This is a genomic window from Erwinia sp. Eh17-17, assembly GCF_039675725.1.
In the GTDB taxonomy this organism is placed as follows: domain Bacteria; phylum Pseudomonadota; class Gammaproteobacteria; order Enterobacterales; family Enterobacteriaceae; genus Erwinia.
Genome location: NZ_JBDFQT010000008.1, coordinates 1 through 23142 on the forward strand (window position 1 = coordinate 1; position 23142 = coordinate 23142).

General features: G+C 51.2%; 13 protein-coding genes, 1 tRNA gene and 2 pseudogenes. 11 read left to right on the forward strand and 5 right to left on the reverse strand.

What is annotated here, in order from left to right:
• Positions 1-267 precede the first annotated feature (267 nt).
• The 7 genes from ABEH87_RS17725 (at position 268) to ABEH87_RS17755 (ending at position 14854) form a co-directional block, all read left to right on the forward strand.
• Positions 268-870 (forward strand): DUF1819 family protein, encoded by a 603-nt coding sequence (locus ABEH87_RS17725; protein WP_346578472.1) that lies wholly within the window; start codon positions 268-270, stop codon positions 868-870.
• Positions 867-1469 (forward strand): DUF1788 domain-containing protein, encoded by a 603-nt coding sequence (locus tag ABEH87_RS17730; RefSeq protein ID WP_346578248.1) that lies wholly within the window; start codon positions 867-869, stop codon positions 1467-1469. Before ABEH87_RS17725 ends, ABEH87_RS17730 begins: the two co-directional genes overlap by 4 nt.
• 11 nt (positions 1470-1480) lie before the next feature.
• Positions 1481-5131, forward strand: a complete 3651-nt coding sequence (gene brxC, locus ABEH87_RS17735) for a BREX system P-loop protein BrxC (protein ID WP_346578250.1) — start codon at positions 1481-1483, stop codon at positions 5129-5131.
• A 44-nt stretch (positions 5132-5175) separates the two neighbouring features.
• The gene (gene pglX / locus ABEH87_RS17740; protein ID WP_346578251.1) at positions 5176-8841 is read left to right on the forward strand and encodes a BREX-1 system adenine-specific DNA-methyltransferase PglX; all 3666 of its coding nucleotides are present in this window, start codon (positions 5176-5178) and stop codon (positions 8839-8841) included.
• Positions 8842-9031: 190 nt separating this feature from the next.
• The gene (gene pglZ / locus ABEH87_RS17745) at positions 9032-11629 is read left to right on the forward strand and encodes a BREX-1 system phosphatase PglZ type A (RefSeq protein WP_346578253.1); all 2598 of its coding nucleotides are present in this window, start codon (positions 9032-9034) and stop codon (positions 11627-11629) included.
• 10 nt (positions 11630-11639) lie between these two features.
• Positions 11640-13724 (forward strand): protease Lon-related BREX system protein BrxL, encoded by a 2085-nt coding sequence (gene brxL / locus ABEH87_RS17750; RefSeq protein WP_346578255.1) that lies wholly within the window; start codon positions 11640-11642, stop codon positions 13722-13724.
• A 38-nt stretch (positions 13725-13762) separates the two neighbouring features.
• Positions 13763-14854: a hypothetical protein gene (locus ABEH87_RS17755; protein ID WP_346578257.1), complete on the forward strand. Its 1092-nt coding sequence runs from the start codon at positions 13763-13765 to the stop codon at positions 14852-14854.
• 271 nt (positions 14855-15125) lie between these two features.
• Here ABEH87_RS17755 and ABEH87_RS17760 read toward each other — a convergent pair.
• Together ABEH87_RS17760 and ABEH87_RS17765 are read right to left on the reverse strand one after the other, a co-directional pair.
• Positions 15126-15275: pseudogene (locus ABEH87_RS17760) on the reverse strand (integrase); the annotation flags it as partial.
• 239 nt (positions 15276-15514) lie between these two features.
• A tRNA-Leu gene (locus ABEH87_RS17765) sits at positions 15515-15599 on the reverse strand.
• A 345-nt stretch (positions 15600-15944) separates the two neighbouring features.
• Between ABEH87_RS17765 and ABEH87_RS17770 the strand changes: the two genes are divergently transcribed.
• Together ABEH87_RS17770 and ABEH87_RS17775 are read left to right on the forward strand one after the other, a co-directional pair.
• Positions 15945-16460, forward strand: coding sequence for a DUF2501 domain-containing protein (locus ABEH87_RS17770; protein ID WP_346578259.1), 516 nt, complete (start codon positions 15945-15947; stop codon positions 16458-16460).
• Positions 16461-16621: 161 nt separating this feature from the next.
• Entirely contained in the window at positions 16622-17038 is a 417-nt protein-coding gene (locus ABEH87_RS17775; protein ID WP_346578260.1) for a hypothetical protein, read from the forward strand.
• Between the two features lie 10 nt (positions 17039-17048).
• Here the strand turns inward: ABEH87_RS17775 and ABEH87_RS17780 are convergent.
• A pseudogene (locus tag ABEH87_RS17780) lies at positions 17049-17515 on the reverse strand (SDR family oxidoreductase); the annotation flags it as partial.
• 202 nt (positions 17516-17717) lie between these two features.
• On the opposite strand from ABEH87_RS17780, the gene ABEH87_RS17785 reads away from it, so the two are divergent.
• Together ABEH87_RS17785 and ABEH87_RS17790 are read left to right on the forward strand one after the other, a co-directional pair.
• Positions 17718-19217 carry a helicase HerA-like C-terminal domain-containing protein gene (locus ABEH87_RS17785; protein ID WP_346578261.1) on the forward strand — a complete coding sequence of 500 codons (1500 nt, stop codon included), beginning with the start codon at positions 17718-17720 and terminating at the stop codon, positions 19215-19217.
• Positions 19218-19223: 6 nt separating this feature from the next.
• Positions 19224-20501 carry a DUF445 family protein gene (locus tag ABEH87_RS17790; protein WP_346578263.1) on the forward strand — a complete coding sequence of 426 codons (1278 nt, stop codon included), beginning with the start codon at positions 19224-19226 and terminating at the stop codon, positions 20499-20501.
• Between the two features lie 432 nt (positions 20502-20933).
• Here the strand turns inward: ABEH87_RS17790 and lptG are convergent, their stop codons facing one another.
• Positions 20934-22010 carry an LPS export ABC transporter permease LptG gene (lptG, locus tag ABEH87_RS17795; RefSeq protein WP_346578264.1) on the reverse strand — a complete coding sequence of 359 codons (1077 nt, stop codon included), beginning with the start codon at positions 22008-22010 and terminating at the stop codon, positions 20934-20936.
• Positions 22010-23110 carry an LPS export ABC transporter permease LptF gene (lptF, locus tag ABEH87_RS17800; RefSeq protein WP_346578265.1) on the reverse strand — a complete coding sequence of 367 codons (1101 nt, stop codon included), beginning with the start codon at positions 23108-23110 and terminating at the stop codon, positions 22010-22012. Before lptF ends, lptG begins: the two co-directional genes overlap by 1 nt.
• Positions 23111-23142 lie beyond the last annotated feature (32 nt).

The window sequence follows — 23142 nt, forward strand, 5'->3', positions numbered from 1 at the left end:
TGAGGGCAAAGACAATCTGCTCTTCGGTGAATCGTGACTTTTTCATCGGCACCACCTCCGTTCAGGGGAGTGTTTATCATGCCGGAATTCTGTTGCTGAATGGAGCAGGATTTTGGGTCAGGGTCAAGGTAAGATATAAGTGCTCCTCATTGGAGCCCTTACCTCTTACAAATTGCCTTTTCTCATGGCATCCCGCCTCTTCCCCCATTACAATCATCGCTTGTTTTTTGCGAGCTGCATGGCAGTCTTCAGAGGGTAGAAATGACGATGAATAACGACAAAACATGGATTGGTGACCTGTTGGGCGGGCCGCTGATGAGCAGGGAAAGTCGAATCATCGCTGAGCTCTTGCTTGCCGACCCGGATGAACAGACCTGGCAAAAACAGATCGTGGGTCATAACATTTTACAAGCCTCCACTACCAATACCGCAAAGCGTTACGCGACAACAATAAAACTACGCCTGAATACGCTTGATAACGCAGCATGGATGCTCATTGCAGAGGGGAGCGAGCGCGAACGCCAGCAATTGCTGTTTGTTGCTCTGATCCTCCACTCACCGGTTGTTAAGGACTTTTTGTCAGAAGTGGTGAATGACCTACGCAGACAGTTTAAAGAAAAGCTCCCTATGGCTAGCTGGGATGAGTTTGTGGCCAGCCACCTTCCTCATCAGCCCGTACTCACCAGTTACTCAGATTCATCCATCAAAAAAATGGGTAACAACCTCATCAAGGCATTAGCTGAAGCGGGATATCTGGATACGCCGCGCCGGCGTAATCTCCAGTCCGTCTTTCTTTTACCAGAAACCCAGGCAACCTTGCAGCGCCTTGGGCAACATGAACTGGTTTCCATTCTGGAGGGGCAACGGTGATCGATCCCGTGCTTGAGTACCGCCTGTCACAGGTTCAGAGTCGCATTAGCGAAGAACGCTTTCTCAAAAATAACGGTTCCGGAAACGAGATTGGGTTTTGGATTTTTGATTACCCTGCGCAGAATGAGCTGCAGGTGCGTGAACACCTGAAATATCTGTTCCGTAATCTGGAAAAAGACCACACGTTCGCGCACCTTAATATCTTTCAGGTCATTATCGACATGCTCACTGAACGTGGGTTACTTGAGCGTGTCTGTCAGCAGGAAGTGAAAGTGGGCACAGAAGCGTTGAAAAAACAGCTTGTAGGCCTGCTCAATCAAAAGAAGATCGCCGATTACATAGCAAAAAAAGTCGATCTTAAAATTCAGGATTTCGTCATCCTTACTGGTATGGGTAATGCCTGGCCCGTTGTTCGTGGACATGAGCTTATGAGCGCCCTGCAGGACGTAATGGGCTTTACCCCGCTGTTAATGTTTTACCCGGGAAAGTACAGCGGACATAACCTGGCCCCGTTAACAGATATTGACTCCCGGAATTATTATCGCGCCTTCAGGCTGGTACCCGACAGTGGACCATCGGCGACATTGAATCCTCGTTAAAGAGCACAGCAATGAATATTGAACAGATCTTTGAGAAACGTCTGGACCGAAATATTAATGGCGTTGTAAAAGCCGAACAGACGGACGATTCCAGCGCCTGGATTGAGATGGATGAATACGTCATCACTCGGGAACTGGAAGGGCATCTTCGCCATTTCTTTGAATCTTATGTTCCGGCAACCGGCCCGGAGCGCATACGCATGGAAAACAAAATTGGCGTATGGGTTTCAGGGTTCTTTGGCTCTGGTAAATCGCACTTTATCAAGATTCTGTCTTATCTGCTGTCTAACCGCAAAGTCAGCCATAACGGTACGGAACGTCATGCATACGCCTTCTTTGAAGACAAAATCAAAGATCCGCTGTTCCTTGCTGATATCAATAAAGCGGTCCACCATCCGACGGAAGTGATTCTGTTCAATATTGATTCTCGCGCTAACGTCGACGACAAAGAAGATGCCATCCTTAAAGTCTTCCTGAAGGTGTTTAACGACCGGATTGGTTACTGTGCTGATTTCCCACACATCGCCCATCTTGAGCGCGAACTGGCTAAACGCGGGCAATATGAAACGTTTAAAACGGCCTTCTCAAGTATCACTGGCAAGAGCTGGGAAAAAGAGCGCGACTCCTACTATTTCATCAGCGATGAAATGGCGGAAGCGTTAAGCCAGGCCACGGGTCAAAGCGTTGACGCCTCGCGTCAGTGGGTAGAACAGCTTGATAAAAATTTCCCCTTGGATATCAATAATTTTTGCCAATGGGTTAAAGAGTGGCTGGATGAGAACGGCAAAAACATCCTCTTTATGGTGGATGAAGTCGGCCAGTTTATCGGTAAAAATACGCAGATGATGTTGAAGCTGCAGACCATCACTGAAAACTTGGGGGTTATCTGCGGGGGGCGTGCATGGGTTATTGTCACCTCTCAGGCGGATATCGATGCGGCCATTGGTGGTATGAGCAGCCGTGACGGACAAGACTTCTCTAAAATCCAGGGCCGTTTCTCTACTCGTTTGCAACTTTCAAGCTCCAATACCTCAGAAGTTATTCAAAAACGTTTGCTGGTAAAAAACGATGCGGCAAAACCTGCACTCGCTAAAGTCTGGCAAGAAAAAGGCGACATTCTGCGTAACCAGCTTGCCTTTGATCCCACAACCAGCGCTTCATTACGCCCTTACACCAGTGAAGATGAATTTATTGATAACTACCCGTTTGTCCCGTGGCACTATCAGATTCTGCAAAAGGTTTTTGAATCTATTCGTACTAAAGGTGCCGCCGGTAAACAGTTAGCGATGGGTGAACGTTCACAACTCGAAGCCTTCCAGACTGCGGCACAGCAAATCGCGCCGCAAGGCCTGGATTCTCTGGTTCCGTTCTGGCGTTTTTATGCGGCAATTGAGAGCTTCCTGGAGCCAGCCGTCAGCCGCACCATTACTCAGGCCTGCCAGAATGGCATCCTTGATGAGTTCGATGGTAACCTGCTTAAAACGCTGTTCCTGATCCGCTATGTCGATGTACTGAAAAGCACATTAGACAACCTGGTCACCCTTTCGATAGACAAAATCGATACCGATAAAGTTGAACTGCGCCGTCGTGTCGAAAAAAGTCTGAACAAGCTGGAACGGGAAATGCTGATTGCACGTGTTGAAGACAAACACGTTTTCCTGACCAATGAAGAAAAAGAGATCGAGAACGAAATCCGTAACGTTGAAGTCGACTTCTCCGCGATCAACAAGAAACTGGCTTCGATCATCTTTGATGATATTTTGAAAAACCGCAAATATCGCTACCCGGCAAACAAGCAGGACTTCGATATCAGCCGCTTCCTGAACGGGCACCCGTTAGACGGTGCAATGCTTAACGATCTGGTGGTGAAAGTCCTCACGCCAAAAGATCCGACCTATGATTTTTATAACAACGACGCTGCGTGCCGCCCATACACCTCAGAAGGTGATGGCTGCATTTTAATTCGTTTACCTGCCGATGCCCGGACCTGGACGGATATCGATTTAGTCGTCCAGACTGAAAAATTCCTCAGAGACAATGCAGGTCAGCGACCGGAACAGGCCAGCTTGCTTTCAGAAAAGGCGCGCGAGAACAGCGTGCGTGAGAAAATGCTTCGCGTACAGCTGGAGTCACTCCTTGCCGAAGCAGACATCTGGGCAATTGGCGAGCGCTTACCGAAAAAATCCTCGACACCGTCCAGCATTGTGGATGAAGCCTGCCGCTACGTGATTGAAAATACCTTCGGCAAACTAAAAAAGCTGCGTCCTTACAATGGCGAAATCGCACGTGAGATTCATGAACAGCTTACGTTAGAAAATGACACCGAACTTGATCTTGGCGACACAGGAGAATCCAATCACGACGCGATGCGTGAGGTGGAAACCTGGGTCAGCATGAACATTGAATACAACAAGCCGGTCTATTTACGCGATATCCTGAACCACTTTGCTCGTCGCCCGTATGGATGGCCGGAAGAGGAAATGAAGCTGCTGGTTGCCCGTCTGGCGCGCAAAGGTAAATTCAGCTTCAGCCAGCAGAAGAACAATATCGAACGTAAGCAGGCGTGGGATCTGTTTAACAACAGCCGCCGCCACAGCGAGCTGCGCCTGCACAAAATTCGCCGTCACGATGAATCACAAATTCGCAAAGCCGCGCAAACTATGGCGCAGATTGCCCAGCAGCCGTTTAGCGAGCGTGAAGAACCCGCACTGGTTGAACATATCCGCCTGGTCTTCAATGACTGGAAACAGGAACTGAATCTCTTCAGAGCGAAAGCGGAAGGTGGAAACAATCCAGGAAAAGATGAAATTGAATCAGGGCTGCGCCTGGTGAATTCCATTCTTGGCGAAAAAGAAGATTTTGCCCTGATTGAGAAGCTCACAACTCAGGCCAATGAACTGCTGGAGTTTAGCGAAGATCGCGAAGATTTGGTCGATTTCTACCGTAAGCAGTTTGCCACCTGGCAAAAGCTGGGCGCTGCGCTGAATGGCAGCTTCAAATCCAACCGCAGCGCGCTGGAAAAAGATGCCGTGGCGGTAAAAGCGCTGGGTGAGCTGGAAAGCATCTGGCAGATGCCGGAGCCTTACAAACATCTCAATCGCATCACGCCACTGACTGAACAGGTGCAAAACGTCAACCATCAGTTAGTCGAACAGCATCGTCAGCATGCCCTGGAACGCATTGACGTACGTATTGAAGAGAGCCGTCAACGTTTGCAGGAAGCGCATGCTACCGCAGAGCTGCAAAACAGCGTTCTGCTACCGATGCAAAAAGCCAGAAAACGCGCCGAGGTCAGCCAGTCGATCCCGGAAATTCTGGCGGAACAGCAAGAGACGATGGCGCTGCAAACGGATGCAGAGAAGAAAATAAATCAGTGGATCGACGAGCTGCGTAAAAAGCAGGAAGCCCAGCTACGGGCCGTAAAAGAGACTAAAGAGACCAAACAGGCCGCAGAACCACAGCACTCTTACGTTGCTGCTGAAAAACCCGTTATCCAACCGGTACCGAAAAAAACGCATCTGGTGAATGTTGCCAGTGAGATGCGCAAAGCCACCGGTGGCGAAGTGCTGGAAACCACCGAGCAGGTGGAAAAAGCGCTGGATACGCTTCGCGCTGCGCTGCTGGCAGCCATTGAGGCAGGTGACCGGATCCGTCTTCAGTAACCCCACTTCAGGGCAGCGCTCCGCTGCCCTTTGCAGGATTTTCTATGAATACCAATAACATCAAAAAGTACGCGCCACAGGCCCGTAATCAGTTCCGCGAAGCGGTGATCCAGAAGCTGACCACGCTTGGGATTTCCATCGATAAAAAAGGTGCTTTGCAGATTGTGGATGCCGACATCCTCGGCGAGACCGTGCGCTACGGTCAGTTCGACTATCCTAAATCCACCCTTACTCGCCGTGACCGCCTGGTCAAACGCGCTCACGAGCAGGGCTTTGACGTGCTAGTCGAACACTGCGCCTACACCTGGTTTAACCGCCTGTGTGCCATTCGTTATATGGAAATCCAGGGTTACCTGGATCACGGTCTCCGTGTGCTCTCGCACCCGGATAGCCCAACCGGCTTTGAAGTACTGGACCATGTGCCGGAAGTGGCGGAAGCCCTGCTGCCTGAGAAGAAGGCACAGCTGATTGAGATGAAGCTTTCAGGCAACCAGGATGAAGCGCTTTACCGAGAACTGCTGCTGGCACAGTGTCATGCGCTGCACCGCGCCATGCCGTTTCTGTTTGAAGCAGTGGATGATGAAGCCGAGCTGCTTTTACCGGATAACCTGACCCGTACCGACTCTATTCTGCGCGATCTGGTAGACAACATTCCGGAAGATGACTGGCAAGAGGTCGAAGTTATCGGCTGGCTGTATCAGTTCTATATTTCTGAGAAAAAGGATGCCGTGATCGGCAAAGTGGTGAAGAGCGAAGATATTCCAGCCGCCACCCAGCTGTTTACCCCAAACTGGATTGTGCAGTATCTGGTGCAGAACTCCGTTGGTCGCCAGTGGCTACAGACCTACCCGGACTCGCCGCTGAAAGGCAAAATGGACTATTACATTGAGCCGGCCGAACAGACGCCGGAAGTCCAGGCGCAGCTGGCAGCCATTACGCCTGCCAGCATTGAACCAGAAAGCATCAGGGTGCTCGACCCGGCCTGCGGCTCCGGGCATATTCTGATTGAAGCCTATAACGTGCTGAAAAATATCTACGAAGAGCGTGGCTATCGCGCCCGTGATATTCCACAGCTGATTCTGGAAAATAATATTTTCGGTCTCGATATCGACGACCGTGCCGCCCAGCTTTCTGGCTTTTCCTTATTTATGATGGCCCGTCAGGATGACCGCCGGATATTCACCCGCGACGTGCGCCTGAATATTGTCTCCCTGCAGGAGAGCCTGCATCTGGATATTGCTAAACTGTGGCAGCAGCTGAATCTTCACCAGCAGAACCAGACCGGCAGCGTGGGGGATATGTTTGCCGAAAACACCGCACTAACTCAGACCGACAGCGCGGAATATCAGCTGTTGATGCGTACGCTGAAGCGCTTTGTAAACGCCAAAACGCTGGGCTCGCTGATCCAAGTACCGCAGGAAGAAGAAGCTGAGCTGAAGGCGTTTCTCGATGCGCTATATCGCCTGGAGCAGGAAGGGGATTTCCAGCAGAAGACGGCGGCAAAGGCGTTTATTACGTATGTTCATCAGGCGTGGATACTGGCGCAGCGGTATGATGCGGTGGTGGCGAATCCGCCGTATATGGGCGGCAAGGGGATGAATGGTGAGCTAAAAGATTTTGCTAAAAATAATTTCCCGGAAAGTAAATCTGATTTATTTGCGATGTTTATGCAGCACGCATTTTCTTTACTGAAAGAAAATGGATTTAATGCGCAAGTGAATATGCAAACATGGATGTTTTTGTCCGGATTTGAGAAATTGAGAACTTCACTAATAAAAGATAAAAACATAATAAGCCTAGCGCACTTTGGTTCTCGTGCATTTGAAACAATTTCAGGTGAGATCGTTCAAACCTGTGCATGGATTATGCAAAACAATAAACATAACGGTTTTTTAAGCGATTTTTTCGGGCTTTTGGACGGGAATTCACAGCAAAAAAAAGAGAATTTACTTAGGGGAGTGAAAAAATATACAATTGATGCTACTGATTTTTTTACTGTAATACCTGGTTCACCTGTCGCATACTGGATAAGCAATGATTACTACAATATTTTCAAAGTAAGTGGAAAATTATCTGATAAGTCTATTATTCGTGCGGGGATGGCTACAGGTGATAATGACTCACATATTCGCCTTTGGTTTGAAATAGATCATAAAAAATCATATTTCAATGCTACTAATCGAGATGATATTTGGCAGAAACCGCTCAAAAAATGGGTTCCTTTTAATAAGGGCGGAGAACAGCGAAAATGGTACGGCAACCAAGACTATTTGATTAACTATGATAAAAAATCGTATGCTATATTAAAACAATCAGGAAACCGCTGTCCATCCGAAGAATTTTACTTTAAAGAATGCATTACATGGTCAGATGTTACAAGTGGTGATTTTGGTGCTAGATATTACCCTACTGGGTCTATTTTAAGTAGCGTTGGTAATTCGGTTTATGAAACAAATACTTCTATTTGGATTTTGTTATGCAATATGATTTCTAAAGTTTCAATCAATAGCATGAAGATAATAAACCCTACCCTACATGCAAATCCAGGAGATGTCGCCAGACTACCTTATGCTGAAATTGATCCCTCCAAAGCTAAAAATATAGCATTACGCGCTATTGAAATTTCAAAAAATGACTGGGATTCATTTGAAATATCTTGGGGTTTTTTACGAAATCCATTGCTAAATTATCATAAAAACAAAAAAAACAATTCGTTAAAAAACTCATTTGAATTTTATAATGATTATTCTGAAAAGATCACCGATGAACTAATTGAGATTGAAACAGAAAATAATACATTAATCAATAATGCTTTTAGATTTGAAAATCTTCCATCTAAACAATTCAAAGAGGATATTACTTTAAACAGGAATATACATTTTAGATATCCCTCTTATGAACACTGTGATATCAAAAAGATGAAGTATCGTTCTGAAACTCTGAGTGATTTTATCTCCTATTGCATCGGCTGCCAAATGGGCCGCTACTCCCTCGATCGCGAAGGTCTGGTCTATGCCCATGAAGGCAATAAAGGCTTTGCTGAGCTGGTCGCTGAAGGCGCATACAAAACCTTCCCGGCGGATAACGACAGCATCCTGACGCTGATGGATGACGAGTGGTTTGACGATGACGTCACCTCTCGCGTCAAAGAGTTTGTCCGCACAGTCTGGGGCGAAGAGCACTTGCAGGAAAATCTCGAATTTATCGCCGAAAGTCTTTGTTTATATGCGATCAAGCCGAAAAAAGGCGAATCTGCACTCGATACCATCCGCCGCTATCTTTCCACTCAGTTCTGGAAAGATCACATGAAGATGTATAAAAAGCGCCCGATCTACTGGCTGTTCAGCTCCGGCAAAGAGAAAGCCTTTGAGTGCCTGGTTTATCTGCATCGCTACAACGACGCCACGCTGGCGAGAATGCGTACCGAATATGTCGTCCCGCTGCTGGCTCGCTACCAGGCCAATATCGATCGCCTGAATGAACAGGTCGATGATGCCTCCGGCGGTGAAGCCACGCGTCTGAAGCGTGAGCGTGATAGCCTGAGCAAAAAATTCAACGAACTGCGTAGCTTCGACGATCGCCTGCGCCACTATGCTGATATGAGAATCAGTATTGATCTCGACGACGGCGTTAAGGTTAACTACGGTAAGTTTGGCGATCTGCTGGCGGATGTAAAAGCCATTACCGGCAATGCGCCTGAGGTGATTTAAGTCAGATAGCATTCCTTCCCACACCACCGGACTTTAGCCCGGTGGTGATTTCGATACGGGAAACCGGCCTTATTCAGGCATCCGTCACCTCCAGTTCATGATAAAATGCTGCCTTGTGTCAGAACGCGGAACACGGTTTCCAGGCGTTCAGAACTCTTCAAATTTACCGAATCAACATGGGATTGTGACTTTGCAAAATCAGGAATTTATTGCCGGCCTTAAAGCTAAATTCGCCGAACATCGCATCGTTTTCTGGCACGATCCTGATAAGCGTTTCCTTGAGGAGCTGAATAATCTCGAACTGGATAACGTCACGCTGCTCAATATGACCGACCAGTCACAGCTGGCGGTGAAAAAGCGCATTGAAATCGAAGAGCCGGAACAGCAGTTTTTGCTGTGGTTTCCCCACGAGGTGCCCGCAAAAGAGTTCGACTGGCTGCTGGACATTCGTCTTTACAGCGCGGAGTTTCACGCCGATTTCGCCGCCATCACGCTGAATACGCTAGGCATTCCGCTGCTTGGCCTGCGCGAGCATATTCAACGCCGCAAGGCATTTTTCAGCACCAGGCGTCTTTCTGCCTTGAAAGGCCTGGTGACAGAGCAGGAAAATGAAGCCTCTCTTGATAAAAAGATGATTGCGGTTATAGCTGGCGTAAAAACAGCAAAAACGGAAGAAATCCTGTTCAGCCTGATAACCCAATACGTAAATCTGCAGAAAGATGACGACAGCGATCTGGAAAACACCCTGGCGATGCTGAAACGCCACGATCTGCAAGGCGTGCTGTGGGGCATTCTGGATCAGGAAATGGGCTACCAGGCCGAACATGCTTCGCTGGAAAACCTGATCCTCAAGCTGTTCTGTACCGACCTCTCCGCGCAGGCAGACCCGCAGAAACGCGCATGGCTGGAAAAAAACGTGCTGGCCACGCCGTCAGGCAGAGCCTCCGCGCTGGCGTTTATGGTTACATGGCGTGCCGACCGTCGCTATAAAGACGTCTATGATTATTGCGCACTGCAGATGCAGGATGCGCTGCGACCAGAAGACCAGTTTCGTCTCAGCTCGCCCTATGATTTGTACGCGTGCGAAACCACGCTGAGCATTGAACAGACCATCATTCATGCGCTGGTGACGCAGCTTCAGGAAGAAAGCACCACGCTCGACCGCGAAGCCTTTAAGAAGCTTCTGTCCGAACGTCAGAGTAAGTACTGGTGCCAGACACGTCAGGAATACTACGCTATTTATGATGCACTGCGTCAGGCAGAACGGCTGCTGAATCTGCGTAATCGTCACATTGACGGCTTCCACTATCAGGACAGCGCAACATTCTGGAAAGCGTACTGCGAAGAGCTGTTCCGCTTTGATCAGGCCTACCGCCTGTTTAATGAATACGCGCTGCTGGTTCACAGCAAAGGCGCAATGATCCTGAAAAGCCTGGATGACTATATCGAAGCGCTGTATTCCAACTGGTATCTGGCGGAACTGAGCCGCAGCTGGAATAAGGTTCTGGCAGCTGAAAATCGTATGCAGGAGTGGCGTATTCCAGGCGTTCCGTCACAGCAGAACTTCTACAATGAAGCGGTCAAACCACAGTTTAACCATCCGCAGATCAAGCGCGTATTCGTGATTATCTCCGATGCGCTACGTTATGAAGTGGCAGAAGAACTGGGTAACCAGATCAATACCGAGAAACGTTTTACTGCCGAACTACGTTCCCAGTTGGGCGTGTTGCCCAGCTATACCCAACTAGGCATGGCAGCATTACTGCCTCATGACGAGATGGGCTATCAACCGGGTAATGGCGACATCGTTTATTCGGACGGTTTATCCACCTCCGGTACGCCTAATCGCAATACCATTCTCAAGAAATGTAAAGGAATGGCAGTAAAATCCGACGATCTTCTGAAATGGAAAAATCAGGAAGGGCGGGATCTTATTCGCGATTACGAGGTCGTTTATATCTGGCATAACACTATTGATGCCATCGGCGACAGCGCATCGACAGAGGAAAAAACCTTTGAAGCATGCCGCAATGCAGTGGTCGAGCTAAAAGATTTGGTGACCAGAGTGATAAACCGTCTGCACGGTACACGCATTATCGTAACAGCCGACCACGGTTTCCTGTTCCAGCAGCAGCCCCTTTCCGGTCAGGATAAAACCACGCTGCAGATCAAGCCGGACAATACGATTAAAAACCATAAACGCTTTATTATTGGCCATCAGCTTCCTGCAGATGACTTTTGCTGGAAAGGGAAAGTGGCGGATACCGCAGGCGTCAGTGATAACAGCGAGTTCCTGATCCCTAAAGGGATCCAGCGTTTCCATTTCTCAGGTGGTGCGCGGTTTGTGCACGGTGGAGCGATGTTGCAGGAAATCTGCGTGCCGGTATTGCAGGTGAAAGCGCTGCAGAAAACCGCAGCCGACAAACAACCTCAGCGTCGCCCGGTTGATATTGTTGCGTATCATCCGATGATCAAGCTGGTGAACAACATTGATAAGGTCAGCCTGCTCCAGACCCACCCGGTAAGTGAGCTGTACGAAACACGCATCCTGAATATTTTCATCGTCGACAGTGCGAATAACATGGTTTCCAGCAAAGAACGAATCAGTTTTGACAGCGATAATAACACCATGGAAAAACGCGTACGTGAAGTTACCCTGAAGCTGATTGGCGCGAATTTCAATCGCCGTAATGAGTACTGGTTAATTCTTGAAGATGCACAAACGGAAACGGGTTACCAGAAGTACCCTGTGATTATCGATCTGGCGTTTCAGGATGATTTCTTTTAAGTGAGGCGATATGCAAACCCATCATGACTTACCCGTTCCAGTGATATCCGAAGGGGAACTCGTCGCAGAAGGTTACGATCTGGACGCTTTGCTGAATCAGCATTTCCGCGGACGCGTGGTGCGTAAGGACCTGACCAAGCAGCTCAAGGAAGGGGCTAACGTTCCGGTTTATGTGCTGGAGTATCTGCTCGGTATGTATTGTGCTTCCGACGATGACCAGATCGTTGAGCAAGGGTTGCAGAACGTTAAACGCATTCTGGCTGATAACTACGTCCGGCCTGATGAGGCGGAAAAGGTGAAATCGCTGATTCGCGAACGCGGATCCTACAAGATCATCGACAAGGTGTCGGTAAAGCTCAATCAGAAGAAAGACGTTTACGAGGCTCAGCTCTCTAACCTCGGTATTAAAGATGCGCTGGTGCCGCCGCAGATGGTAAAGGACAATGAGAAGCTGTTGACCGGCGGTATCTGGTGCATGATCACCGTGAACTATTTCTTTGAGGAAGGGCAGAAAACCTCGCCCTTCTCCCTGATGACCATCAAACCTATCCAGATGCCCAATATGGATATGGAAGAGGTGTTCACCGCGCGCGCGCACTTCAACCGCGATCAGTGGATTGATGTCCTGCTACGTTCCGTGGGGATGGAACCCGCTAACATTGAGCAGCGAACCAAGTGGCACCTTGTCACCCGCATGATCCCTTTCGTGGAAAACAACTATAACGTCTGCGAACTGGGTCCACGCGGTACCGGTAAAAGCCATGTTTATAAAGAGTGTTCACCTAACTCACTGTTAGTCTCCGGTGGGCAAACCACCGTTGCAAACCTGTTTTACAACATGGCCAGCCGCCAGATCGGCTTGGTAGGAATGTGGGACGTAGTGGCATTCGATGAGGTGGCGGGGATCACTTTCAAAGATAAAGACGGCGTGCAAATCATGAAAGATTACATGGCGTCTGGCTCGTTTTCCCGCGGTAGAGATTCGATTGAAGGTAAAGCATCGATGGTGTTCGTCGGCAACATCAATCAAAGCGTTGAAACGTTAGTCAAAACCAGCCATCTTTTAGCCCCCTTCCCTGCCGCCATGATCGACACGGCGTTTTTCGACCGCTTCCATGCCTATATCCCCGGCTGGGAAATCCCGAAAATGCGTCCGGAATTCTTTACCAACCGCTACGGTCTTATCACCGATTATCTCGCCGAATACATGCGGGAAATGCGCAAACGCAGCTTCTCCGATGCCATTGATAAATTCTACAAGCTGGGTAATAACCTCAACCAGCGCGACGTTATCGCGGTAAGGCGCACAGTTTCAGGTTTATTGAAGCTGCTGCATCCTAATGGAGCCTACAGCAAAGAAGATGTCCGCGTTTGCCTGACCTACGCCATGGAAGCTCGCCGCCGTGTCAAAGAACAGCTTAAAAAGCTGGGTGGACTGGAGTTCTTTGATGTGAATTTCAGTTACATCGATAACGAGACGTTGGAAGAATTCTTCGTCAGCGTGCCAGAACAGGGTGGCAGCGAATTAATTCCTGCTGGTATGCCTAAACCGGGCGTTGTCCATCTGGTTACTCAAGCCGAGGGGGGAATGACCGGGCTGTATCGTTTTGAAACACAGATGACAGCGGGGAACGGTAAACATTCGGTTTCCGGGATTGGTTCAAATACCGGCGCTAAAGAAGCTATCCGCGTGGGTTTTGATTATTTCAAAGGAAACCTCAGCCGCGTTAGCGCAACAGCGAAATTTTCTGAACATGAATACCACCTGCACGTAGTCGAATTACACAATACCGGACCAAGTACCGCGACCAGTCTTGCTGCACTTATTGCCCTGTGTTCCGTTTTACTGGCAAAACCCGTCCAAGAACAAATGGTCGTATTAGGCAGCATGACGCTCGGTGGAGTAATCAACCCTGTTCAGGATCTGGCGGCTAGCTTACAACTAGCCTTTGACAGCGGCGCAAAAAAGATACTTCTGCCGATGTCTTCCGCAGTAGATATTCCGACTGTGCCAGCCGAGTTGTTTACCAAATTCCAGGTCAGTTTTTACTCTGAACCTGTAGATGCAGTTTATAAGGCGTTGGGTGTCAATTAGAATTATAACCATTTTTCTAAAAGGTGAAGAGGCTACATATGGTAAAACGCTCTGAAATTAAATTCATAAGACCTTGCCTCTCTATATATGAAAATAATAAGGTATTGACCCCAGCTTATACTTTGCAGCGTTTGACGCAGAAAAAAGTGGTTCAGATAAACTTAGATAATTGCTCCTTACAAAGAATGGAGGAATTATCATCGACATCAACTCTGGAGGATGTAAAACGAGTTGGCCTATTGCCGTTAGTAAATTTATTACAATCAGGAAATGTATGTTTAACCGCAATTGGTGTTAATGAAATGCCTGATATATGGGTTGAGAAATCAATGATGGCCTATCAGAACTTTTGCCACCGATTCTGGCCTGGTCATATTGACGATCCCGAGGCGACTTTTAGGGATTACGCCCCAGACTCTAAAAATAAGAAAATTAATTTCCAGGAACTTTCCATTGAAGCAAGGACAGTATATGGTCTCCATTATATATCTATGCTTCAAATTCAAAATATAAAATTAAACTATTCTTCTCTCACGCCTGAAAAAAGATTCGAAGTATATCTTTATAGCATGATAAGCTTCATTGACATGATTAGTGCGTATGATTTGGAAATAGCAAAATATGCTTTTTGGGATCTTGACTCAAAAACCATTAACCAGCTGCCAGAGAGTATACATACGCGTCGAAAATATATAAAAGAGAATTTTTATAAGAACGGAAGCAATCTTGATAAATGTCGATGGTATGCATTTGATGCAGCGATGGATTTACACTGGCTTACGGGAGCTAATTTTTCAGAAGATATAGGTTCCTTCATCAATTTAAATGGTGTAAAGTTTGAGACTGAACATTGGGTTGGAACAAACGACAAAAAATTATATTACATCTCACAAGATATTCATCATATTTACCATGAGGGTTCAACGATGAAGGCGTTGAGTTCCTGTAGAGAAAATGAGATGACTGCATTTCAATACTGGGAAATTGTTGATAGTATTTCACAATCTGTACTTTTATACCGTAAATATTCAAAAAAGGAACCCAATCCTAATATTACTAAGTTGATTGATTTGGCTGTAGAAAAAATCGAAAATGATTTACATAATTATTTTTTAACAAAAGACACCTAAAGTTATCATTATCGAAATAATACGTTTCAGTTACTTCTAAGCTTTAAGCGGCTAGCTGATTTTCAGAATTGTATCTTAATCTTGGTCTAACATAGATCTACGCATGCAGGATGGCACTCATCGCGTGGGAAAACCATGTCTCACCATTCGCATGTTGTAAGCCTTACTATCGTAGGTCACTAAATTCGGTCTGTCAGTTTGCCACAACAAACTGACAGGCCCTTAACGGAATACTTAAGCCTGCATCACAAACTCATACAAACTCAGCCAGTTAATCTCTGGAGAACTCCCATTTCCCAAAGTCAAAAGGACTAACTCCCTTCTCACGATTCGCATCCAAAAAATCAGCCCACCACTGCTCCATCAGCCTGCGCTCCCCCAAGTGCTCGGCCTTATGAATATAAGCCGCGCGTACAGAGTTACTGGCCCGCCCTAGACTTAGCTATATCACTCAGAGCTATGATGAGTATTCATCCGAGGATTCTGTGTAAGTACAAACATTATCGAACCTCGATATACCCGCATTTGTACCCGCATCAGTAAGTTGATGTAGATTGAGTCAGGTCACTTAGTTTGAGTGGTAAAGCTAGAGAGGAGCCTTGCGGGGACTGGATTTTAGGCATAAAAAAAGACCTCAGTTGAGGTCTATTTACATACTTATGGTGCCGAAGGCCGGAATCGAACCGGCACATCTCTCGATGGTTGATTTTGAATCAACTGCGTCTACCGATTTCGCCACTTCGGCACTGAAGAGTATGCGGAAAACGTTGTGGATTATACCGTTACCCTCTGCATACGCAACCCCCTTGCGCATGACCTGTGTCTGAGTGCTGAAAAAATACGCGCGTTGCCTTTGGGGCGACCGCAAAAGAAGGTCGCCCCCTGGGGGTCGTACTGGCGACATGCGGGGGGGGTCAGAGCGACCGCAAAAGAAGGTCGTCCCCTACGGATAATTCCCAAACCTTGAACCATAATGGCTGATGTATGAGGTGCGGTGGAACTCCCCTGCTATCCGGCAGTCGGAATAAGCAGATATCAGCGCGCGGCCAGGAGGGCAACGTGCGTCACATCACATCGAATAAGGTTCACAATGAAAGCTGCAATGAAATGGGTTCTGGCATGTTCTGTTACCACCGCGCTGTTCAGCGCCGCTGCGGGTGCCGCCAGCTGGCAGGATCAGCTTAACTCGGCCGCCAGCGCACTGGGTCAGAACGGCAACAGCACTACTAACACCTCCGGGAATAACGCGGCCCCTGCCGGTAACTCGCTGGGTGCGCTCACCGGCCTGCTGAACGGCGGCAGTCAGTCTCTCAGCGCGGGCACCATGACCAATGCGGCAGGCGTGCTGCAGTACTGCGTAAAGAACAATATCGTCGATAACAATGTGTCATCGGTGAAGGACCAGCTGCTCGGCAAGCTGGGTCTGGCAGATGCGCAAAAGCAGCAGGAAACCACCGACTATAAGCAGGGCCTGATGGGCCTGCTGAATACCGGCAACAATCAGCAGGTCAACCTGAAGGCGCTGGGCGACACGCCGATGGGCAAAAAGGTCAAAACCAAAGCCTGCGATCTGGTGCTGAAACAGGGCAGACAGTTTATCTCATAATTTCTCTCTAAGGCGGTCAGGCTGTCCCCTCACCGTCTTCCTTACCTGGCCGCCGCTGTGTGGCCTTTTTTTTATTTTTCCCCCGCCCCGTCTCCATACTTTCTGCACACTGTTTGATTATGTTGGCGTTATGCCATTCCGGCCTGCGTGAAGGAAACACAATGAAACGTCGTACGCTCCCGCTGTTATCCGCACTGCTGCTGGCTGGCGCCTGCGCCACTGCCCAGGCAGACAGCTGCCGTAAGAATATCTTTGATGGCTATGACTGCACCTATGATAACGGCACCACCTCCACCAGCCGCGCCAATATCTTTAACGGGCAGGATGTCACATACAGCGACGGGCGTACCTCATCCAGCCGGGGCAATATTTTTGGCGGACAGGATACGCGTTACAGCGATGGCACTACCTCCACCAGCCGTGAAAATATCTTCAAAGGGCAGGATACCAGCTACAGCGACGGTCACCGCTCGACCAGCAGAGAAAACATCTTTAAAGGCCAGGACACGCAGTACAGCGACGGCACGACCTCAAGCAGTCGTGCCAATATTTTTGGCGGGCAGGATACCCGCCACTAAGCGTCGGGCGGCCGGAAATCAGCGGGGCCTGGCCGGTCATGTAGTCAGAGTCCGGCCCGGCAAGGAACGAGACAAACGCCGCCACGTCGTCCGGCGTCTCGGCGCGGCCCAGCGCGATGCCGGAAACGTACTTCTCACAGGTCGCACCCGGCGCTGCGCCGGTCTCTTCCGCCATGCGTTTATCAATCTCCACCCACATATCGGTGCCCACCACGCCGGGGCAGTAGGCATTCACCGTGATGCCGAACGCCGCCAGCTCCTTCGCCGCCGCCTGTGTCAGCGCTCGCTGATATCGGCCGTGATAGTGATGGCGCGGCGGCCCAGGGCGGCAATCTCCTCTGCTACCTGCCTGATTTTATCGTCGTTCACATCCACCAGCGCAATATCTGCGCCATCCCGTGCCAGCCTTAAAGCAATCCCGCGGCCAATGCCCTGACCCGCGCCGGTGAACAGCGCCACTTTCCCATTAATCGACATCGTGTTACCTCGTTCAGATGAGAGGCCGGGGTTAAGCATGAGTCGGTTTTTTACGCGGATGCTGCCTCTTTTGTTCCTTTGGATGTATTACTATTGATTGCAATGACTTCAGGCATCACTGCCGCAAATCCTTGTGGATTCGTGGCCTGCTATGCTTACACAAATAATGCCCCCCGCTTTACAACCAAAGGGATAGTTGATCATGACCGAGCCGCTGCTGATTGCCCAGACCACCGAACGCCAGCTGCACCTGCTGCCTGGTATGGCTAACCGCCACGGGCTGATCACCGGTGCCACCGGCACCGGTAAAACCGTCACGCTGCAAAAGCTGGCCGAGAGCTTCTCCAATATCGGCGTACCGGTCTTTATGGCCGACGTAAAGGGTGACCTGACCGGGATTGCCAAACCCGGCGCAGCGTCAGAGAAGCTGCTCGCCCGCCTGGCGAAGATTGGCGTCAGCGACTGGTCACCGCAGGATAACCCGGTAGCGCTGTGGGATATCTTCGGCGAACGCGGCCACCCGGTGCGCGCCACGGTATCCGACCTCGGCCCGCTGCTGCTGGCGCGTCTGCTGAACCTCAACGAGGTACAGAGCGGCGTACTGCAGATTATCTTCCGCGTCGCCGACGATCAGGGCCTGCTGCTGCTCGACTTTAAGGATCTGCGCGCCGCCACGCAGTACATTGGCGAGAACGCCAAAGCGTTCCAGACCCAGTACGGCAACATCAACAGTGCCTCCGTCGGGGCCATCCAGCGCGGTCTGCTGTCGCTGGAACAGCAGGGGGCAGAGTATTTTTTCGGTGAGCCGATGCTGGATATCAAAGACTGGATGCGCACCGACGAAAACGGCAAAGGGGTGATCAACATCCTCGCCTCTGAGAAGCTGTACCAGATGCCGAAGCTGTACGCCACCAGCCTGCTGTGGCTGCTGTCAGAGCTGTACGAACAGCTGCCGGAGGCGGGGGATCTGGACAAACCGAAGCTGGTGTTCTTCTTCGATGAGGCGCATCTGCTGTTTGACGATGCTCCGGCCGTGCTGCTGGATAAGATCGAGCAGGTGATCCGCCTGATCCGCTCCAAAGGCGTCGGCGTATGGTTTGTCTCACAGAATCCGTCGGATGTGCCGGATGCGGTGCTCGGCCAGCTCGGTAATCGCGTGCAGCACGCCCTGCGCGCCTTTACCCCGAAAGACCAGAAGGCCGTGAAGGTCGCCGCGCAGACCATGCGCGCCAATCCGGACTTTGATACCGTGGCCGCCATTCAGGAGCTGGGCACCGGTGAAGCGCTGATCTCCTTCCTCGATGAGAAAGGCAGCCCGTCGGTCGTGCAGCGCGCGATGGTGATTGCTCCCGGTTCGCGCATGGGCCCGGTGACCGACGACGAGCGAAACGGGCTGATCAACCACTCGGCGCTTTCCGGTAAGTATGAGGAAGCCGTCGATCGCGAATCGGCCTACGAGATGCTGCAAAAAGGGGTGCAGAACGCCAGCGAGAGCGGCAGTGCTCCCCCGGCTAAAGGCGGCGTGGCGGTGGATAACGGCGTTCTCGGCGGTCTGAAGGACATTCTGTTCGGCACCACCGGCCCGCGCGGCGGTAAGCATGACGGCGTGGTGCAGAGCGTGGCCAAAAGCGCAGCGCGGCAGATCACTAACCAGATTATTCGCGGCCTGTTAGGCAGCATTATGGGCGGAAGGAAAAGATAGGCAGTTATGGATAAGGAACGTGAGTTAATTCGGGCGAAACGCCTGCCGCTGCTGTTACTGGCGGGCGCGGCGCTGTTATTTATCGCCACCATTCTCTGGCCGCTGTACTGGCCACCCAGTCCCTGGGTCGCCGGGCTGAAGGCGGTGGCAGAGGCGTCGATGGTCGGGGCGCTGGCCGACTGGTTTGCGGTCAGCGCGCTGTTCCGCCACGTTCCCATTCCGCTGGCAGGCCGCCATACGGCGATTATCCCGCGGAATAAGGACCGTATCGCCGATAATCTGGCGCTGTTCGTGCAGGATAAGTTCCTCAACACCGAGTCTCTGCTGGCGCTGATCCGTCGCCATAATCCGGCGCAGATCATTGCCAGCTGGCTGAGCCACCCGGACAATGCCGCCCGCCTCAGCGGGATGGTGCTGAAAACGGTGCGCGGCTTCCTCGACCTGGCCGATGACCAGCGCATCCAGGCATTTATGCGCCGCGCCATTCACAAGGCGATCGATAAGGTCGATCTCAGCCAGTCGACCGCGATGATCCTTGAAAGCCTGACCAAAAATAACCGCCACCAGCAACTGCTGGACGATGCGCTGGCGCAGATACTGCAGCTGGTCAACAAGCCCGGCACCCACGAGTTTATCGCTCACCAGGTGGTTGGCTGGCTGAAGCGCGAACATCCGCTGAAAGAGAAGATGCTGCCCAGCGAATGGCTGGGTGAGAAGAGCGCCGAGCTGGCAGCCAACGCGGTGCAGTCGATCCTCACGGAGATCGAACATGACGATGCACACCAGCTGCGACAGGGCTTTAACCGTGCCGTACAGCGGCTGATTACCCGCCTGCGCACCGACCCGGAGATGGCGGAGAAAGCCGAAGAGATCAAGGCGTACCTCAAGCAGGATGAGGCGCTGAACCGCTATATCGGCCAGCTGTGGAATGACCTGCGTAGCTGGCTGAAGGACGATCTGGAGCGCCCCGACTCGGCGCTGCACGCCAGAGTCAGCGCGGCCGGGCTGTGGTTCGGTGAAACCCTGATGCAGGATGAGCCGCTGCGCAACTCGCTCAATCAGCATATGGAAGAGGCGGCCAGCACCGTCGCACCGGAGTTCTCAGCGTTCCTCAGCCGCCATATCAGCGATACGGTAAAAAGCTGGGATGCAAAAGAGATGTCGCATCAGGTGGAGCTGAATATCGGTCGCGATTTACAGCGTATCCGCATCAACGGCACGCTGGTCGGCGGGGTGATTGGGTTGATTCTGTATCTGCTGTCGCTGGTTCCGCAGCTGCTGTAGGGGTCGACCTTCTTTTCCGGTCGACCCATGCCAACGGCCTGAACAACGTCCAGGTCAACATGACGGGCTGACCGAAACAGAAGGTCAGCCCCTACGTATCTGGTGTGACGTGGTATGCACAGCGTCCGGAATCACGGGTGCGGCGTTCGGGGTCATCGGTACGATGTAGGGGTCGACCTTCTTTTCCGGTCGACCCGTGCCAACGGCCTGAACAACGTCCCGGTCAACATTGCGGGCTGACCGAAACAGAAGGTCAGCCCCTACGTATCTGGCGTGGCATGGTATGCACAACGTCCCGGGCAACATTACGAGCTGACCGCAACAGAAGGTCAGCCCCTACGTGTATCGGGTCGGGTATGCACATCTGCGGAATCAACGGGTACGGCGTAGGGGTCGACCTTCTTTTCCGGTCGACCCATGTAGGGAGAAGTATTACCGCCGCTTCAGCAGCATAAACACACTAATCGCAAAGAACGCCGCGCTTGGCAGCAGCGCGCCGAGGATCGGCGGAATGTTATACACCAGGCTCAGCGGACCAAAAATCTGGTCCAGCACGTAGAACAGGAAGCCAAAGCTGATGCCGGTGACCACGCGCATTCCCATCGACACGCTGCGCAGCGGGCCGAAGATAAACGACAGCGCCATCAGCATCATCACCGCTACCGACAGCGGCTGGAAGATCTTGCTCCACATATTCAGCTCATAGCGGCCAGACACCTGCCCGCTCTGCTTCAGATACTTCGCATAATTATACAGCCCGGTAATCGACAGCGCCGTCGGGTCCAGCGCCACCACGCCCAGCTTGTCCGGGGTCAGTGTGGTTTTCCATTCGCCGGTCAGCGTCTGGGTGCCTTTAATCTGCTGCGGGTCGGTCAGATCGGACTGGTCAACCTGCGTCAGATTCCACAGTTTTTTCTCCGCGCTGTACTCCGCAGAGGCGGCATAGCGCACCGTTTGCAAACGGCGCTCTTTGTTAAAGGTGTAAATGCTGATGCCCGCCAGCTGGTTGTCGCCGCGAATACGTTCGATAAAGATAAAGTTATCGCCGTCTTTCGCCCACAGCCCGCTCTGCGTGGAGAGCAGCGAACCGCCCACCAGCTGCTGCGCACGGTAGTTACGCGCCATCTGCTCGCCCTGCGGGGCGACGAACTCGCCAATCGCCATGGTCAGCAGCACCAGCGGAATGGCAGTTTTCATCACCGACGCGGCAATCTGCATACGCGTAAAGCCGGAAGCCTGCATCACCACCAGTTCACTGCGCTGCGCCAGCATCCCTAACCCCAGCAGCGCGCCGAGCAGCGCCGCCATCGGGAAGAAGATCTCAATGTCTTTAGGTACGCTGAGCACGGTGTATAGACCGGCCCCCATCACGGTGTACTCGCCCTGCCCGGTTTTACGCAGCTGGTCGACGAACTTGATGATGCCGGAGAGTGACACCAGCATAAACAGCGTCGCCATGATGGTGTTGAAAATCGTTTTACCGATATATCTGTCGAGAACGCCAAACATCAGACCGATCCTCCGCGAGTGAAACGCGCACGTATCCGGCGCAGCGGCACCGTATCCCATGCATTCAGCAGTACGGCCAGCCCCAGGTAACCGAGGTTAACGCCCCACATCCAGAGTGCCGGATCGATGCGTCCCTTGCCACCGCTGGAGCGCAGCGAACTTTGCAGCAGGAAAAACACCAGATAGAGCAGCATCGCCGGCAGCATCGACAGCACGCGTCCCTGACGCGGGTTGACCACGCTGAGCGGCACCACCATCAGCGCCATAATCAGTACGGAGAACACCAGCGTCAGGCGCCAGTGCAGCTCGCTGCGGAAATCAGGCTTATCCGACGACCACAGATCTTTGAAGCTCATCTGTTCAGAGTCATTAGGATCGAGGATCGCTTCCTGATGCCCGACAATAGCCTGATAGTTGGTGAAATCGGTAATGCGGAAGTCACGCAGCAGTGCGGTGCCTTCGAAACGCGTACCGTTATCCAGGGTCACCACCTGTGAACCGTCGCGGCGCTGCTCCATATTGCCGTGGTCAGCCACCACGACGGAAGGACGGGCATTGCCTTTCGGCCGCAGCTGCGCGAGGAAAACGTTGCCAAAGGTGTTGCCTTTAACGTTTTCAATAAACAACACAGACTGACCGTCGCCGGACTGCTGGAACTGGCCTGCAGCCAGCGCAGCCGCACCGGGGTTGGCTTTGGCATTTTGCATCACTTCACTTTGATAACGCGACGACCACGGCCCCAGCCAGCTCACGTTGACCGCTGCCAGCAGCGCCGTGAACAGCATCAGGATCATCGCCGACTTCACCAGCACGCTTTTGCCCAGACCGCAGGCGTGCATAACGGTGATCTCGCTCTCGGTATATAACCGGCCGAGCGTCATCAAAATGGCTAAAAAGAGGCTTAAGGGCAGGATCAGCTGCGCCATCTCAGGCACGCCAAGACCCAATAGCGTCAGGACTAAATTTGTAGGAATCTCGCCATCGACCGCGGCTCCCAGTATCCTGACTAACTTCTGGCAAAAGAAGATCAGCAGCAGGATGAACAGGATAGCCAGCTGGCTTTTGAGCATTTCCCGAACCAGATATCTAATAATGATCACGCTGAGTACGCCTGTGAAAACTTGTCTTTTTG

Bases quoted from the DNA above. Each gene is read 5' to 3' on its own strand.
- ABEH87_RS17755 (WP_346578257.1), top strand. From the start codon at position 13,763: ATGGTAAAACGCTCTGAAATTAAATTCATAAGACCTTGCCTCTCTATA.
- ABEH87_RS17725 (WP_346578472.1), top strand. From the start codon at position 268: ATGAATAACGACAAAACATGGATTGGTGACCTGTTGGGCGGGCCGCTG.
- lptG (WP_346578264.1), bottom strand. From the start codon at position 22,010: ATGTTTGGCGTTCTCGACAGATATATCGGTAAAACGATTTTCAACACC.
- brxL (WP_346578255.1), top strand. From the start codon at position 11,640: ATGCAAACCCATCATGACTTACCCGTTCCAGTGATATCCGAAGGGGAA.
- ABEH87_RS17785 (WP_346578261.1), top strand. From the start codon at position 17,718: ATGACCGAGCCGCTGCTGATTGCCCAGACCACCGAACGCCAGCTGCAC.
- pglX (WP_346578251.1), top strand. From the start codon at position 5,176: ATGAATACCAATAACATCAAAAAGTACGCGCCACAGGCCCGTAATCAG.
- ABEH87_RS17775 (WP_346578260.1), top strand. From the start codon at position 16,622: ATGAAACGTCGTACGCTCCCGCTGTTATCCGCACTGCTGCTGGCTGGC.
- ABEH87_RS17790 (WP_346578263.1), top strand. From the start codon at position 19,224: ATGGATAAGGAACGTGAGTTAATTCGGGCGAAACGCCTGCCGCTGCTG.
- ABEH87_RS17770 (WP_346578259.1), top strand. From the start codon at position 15,945: ATGAAAGCTGCAATGAAATGGGTTCTGGCATGTTCTGTTACCACCGCG.
- brxC (WP_346578250.1), top strand. From the start codon at position 1,481: ATGAATATTGAACAGATCTTTGAGAAACGTCTGGACCGAAATATTAAT.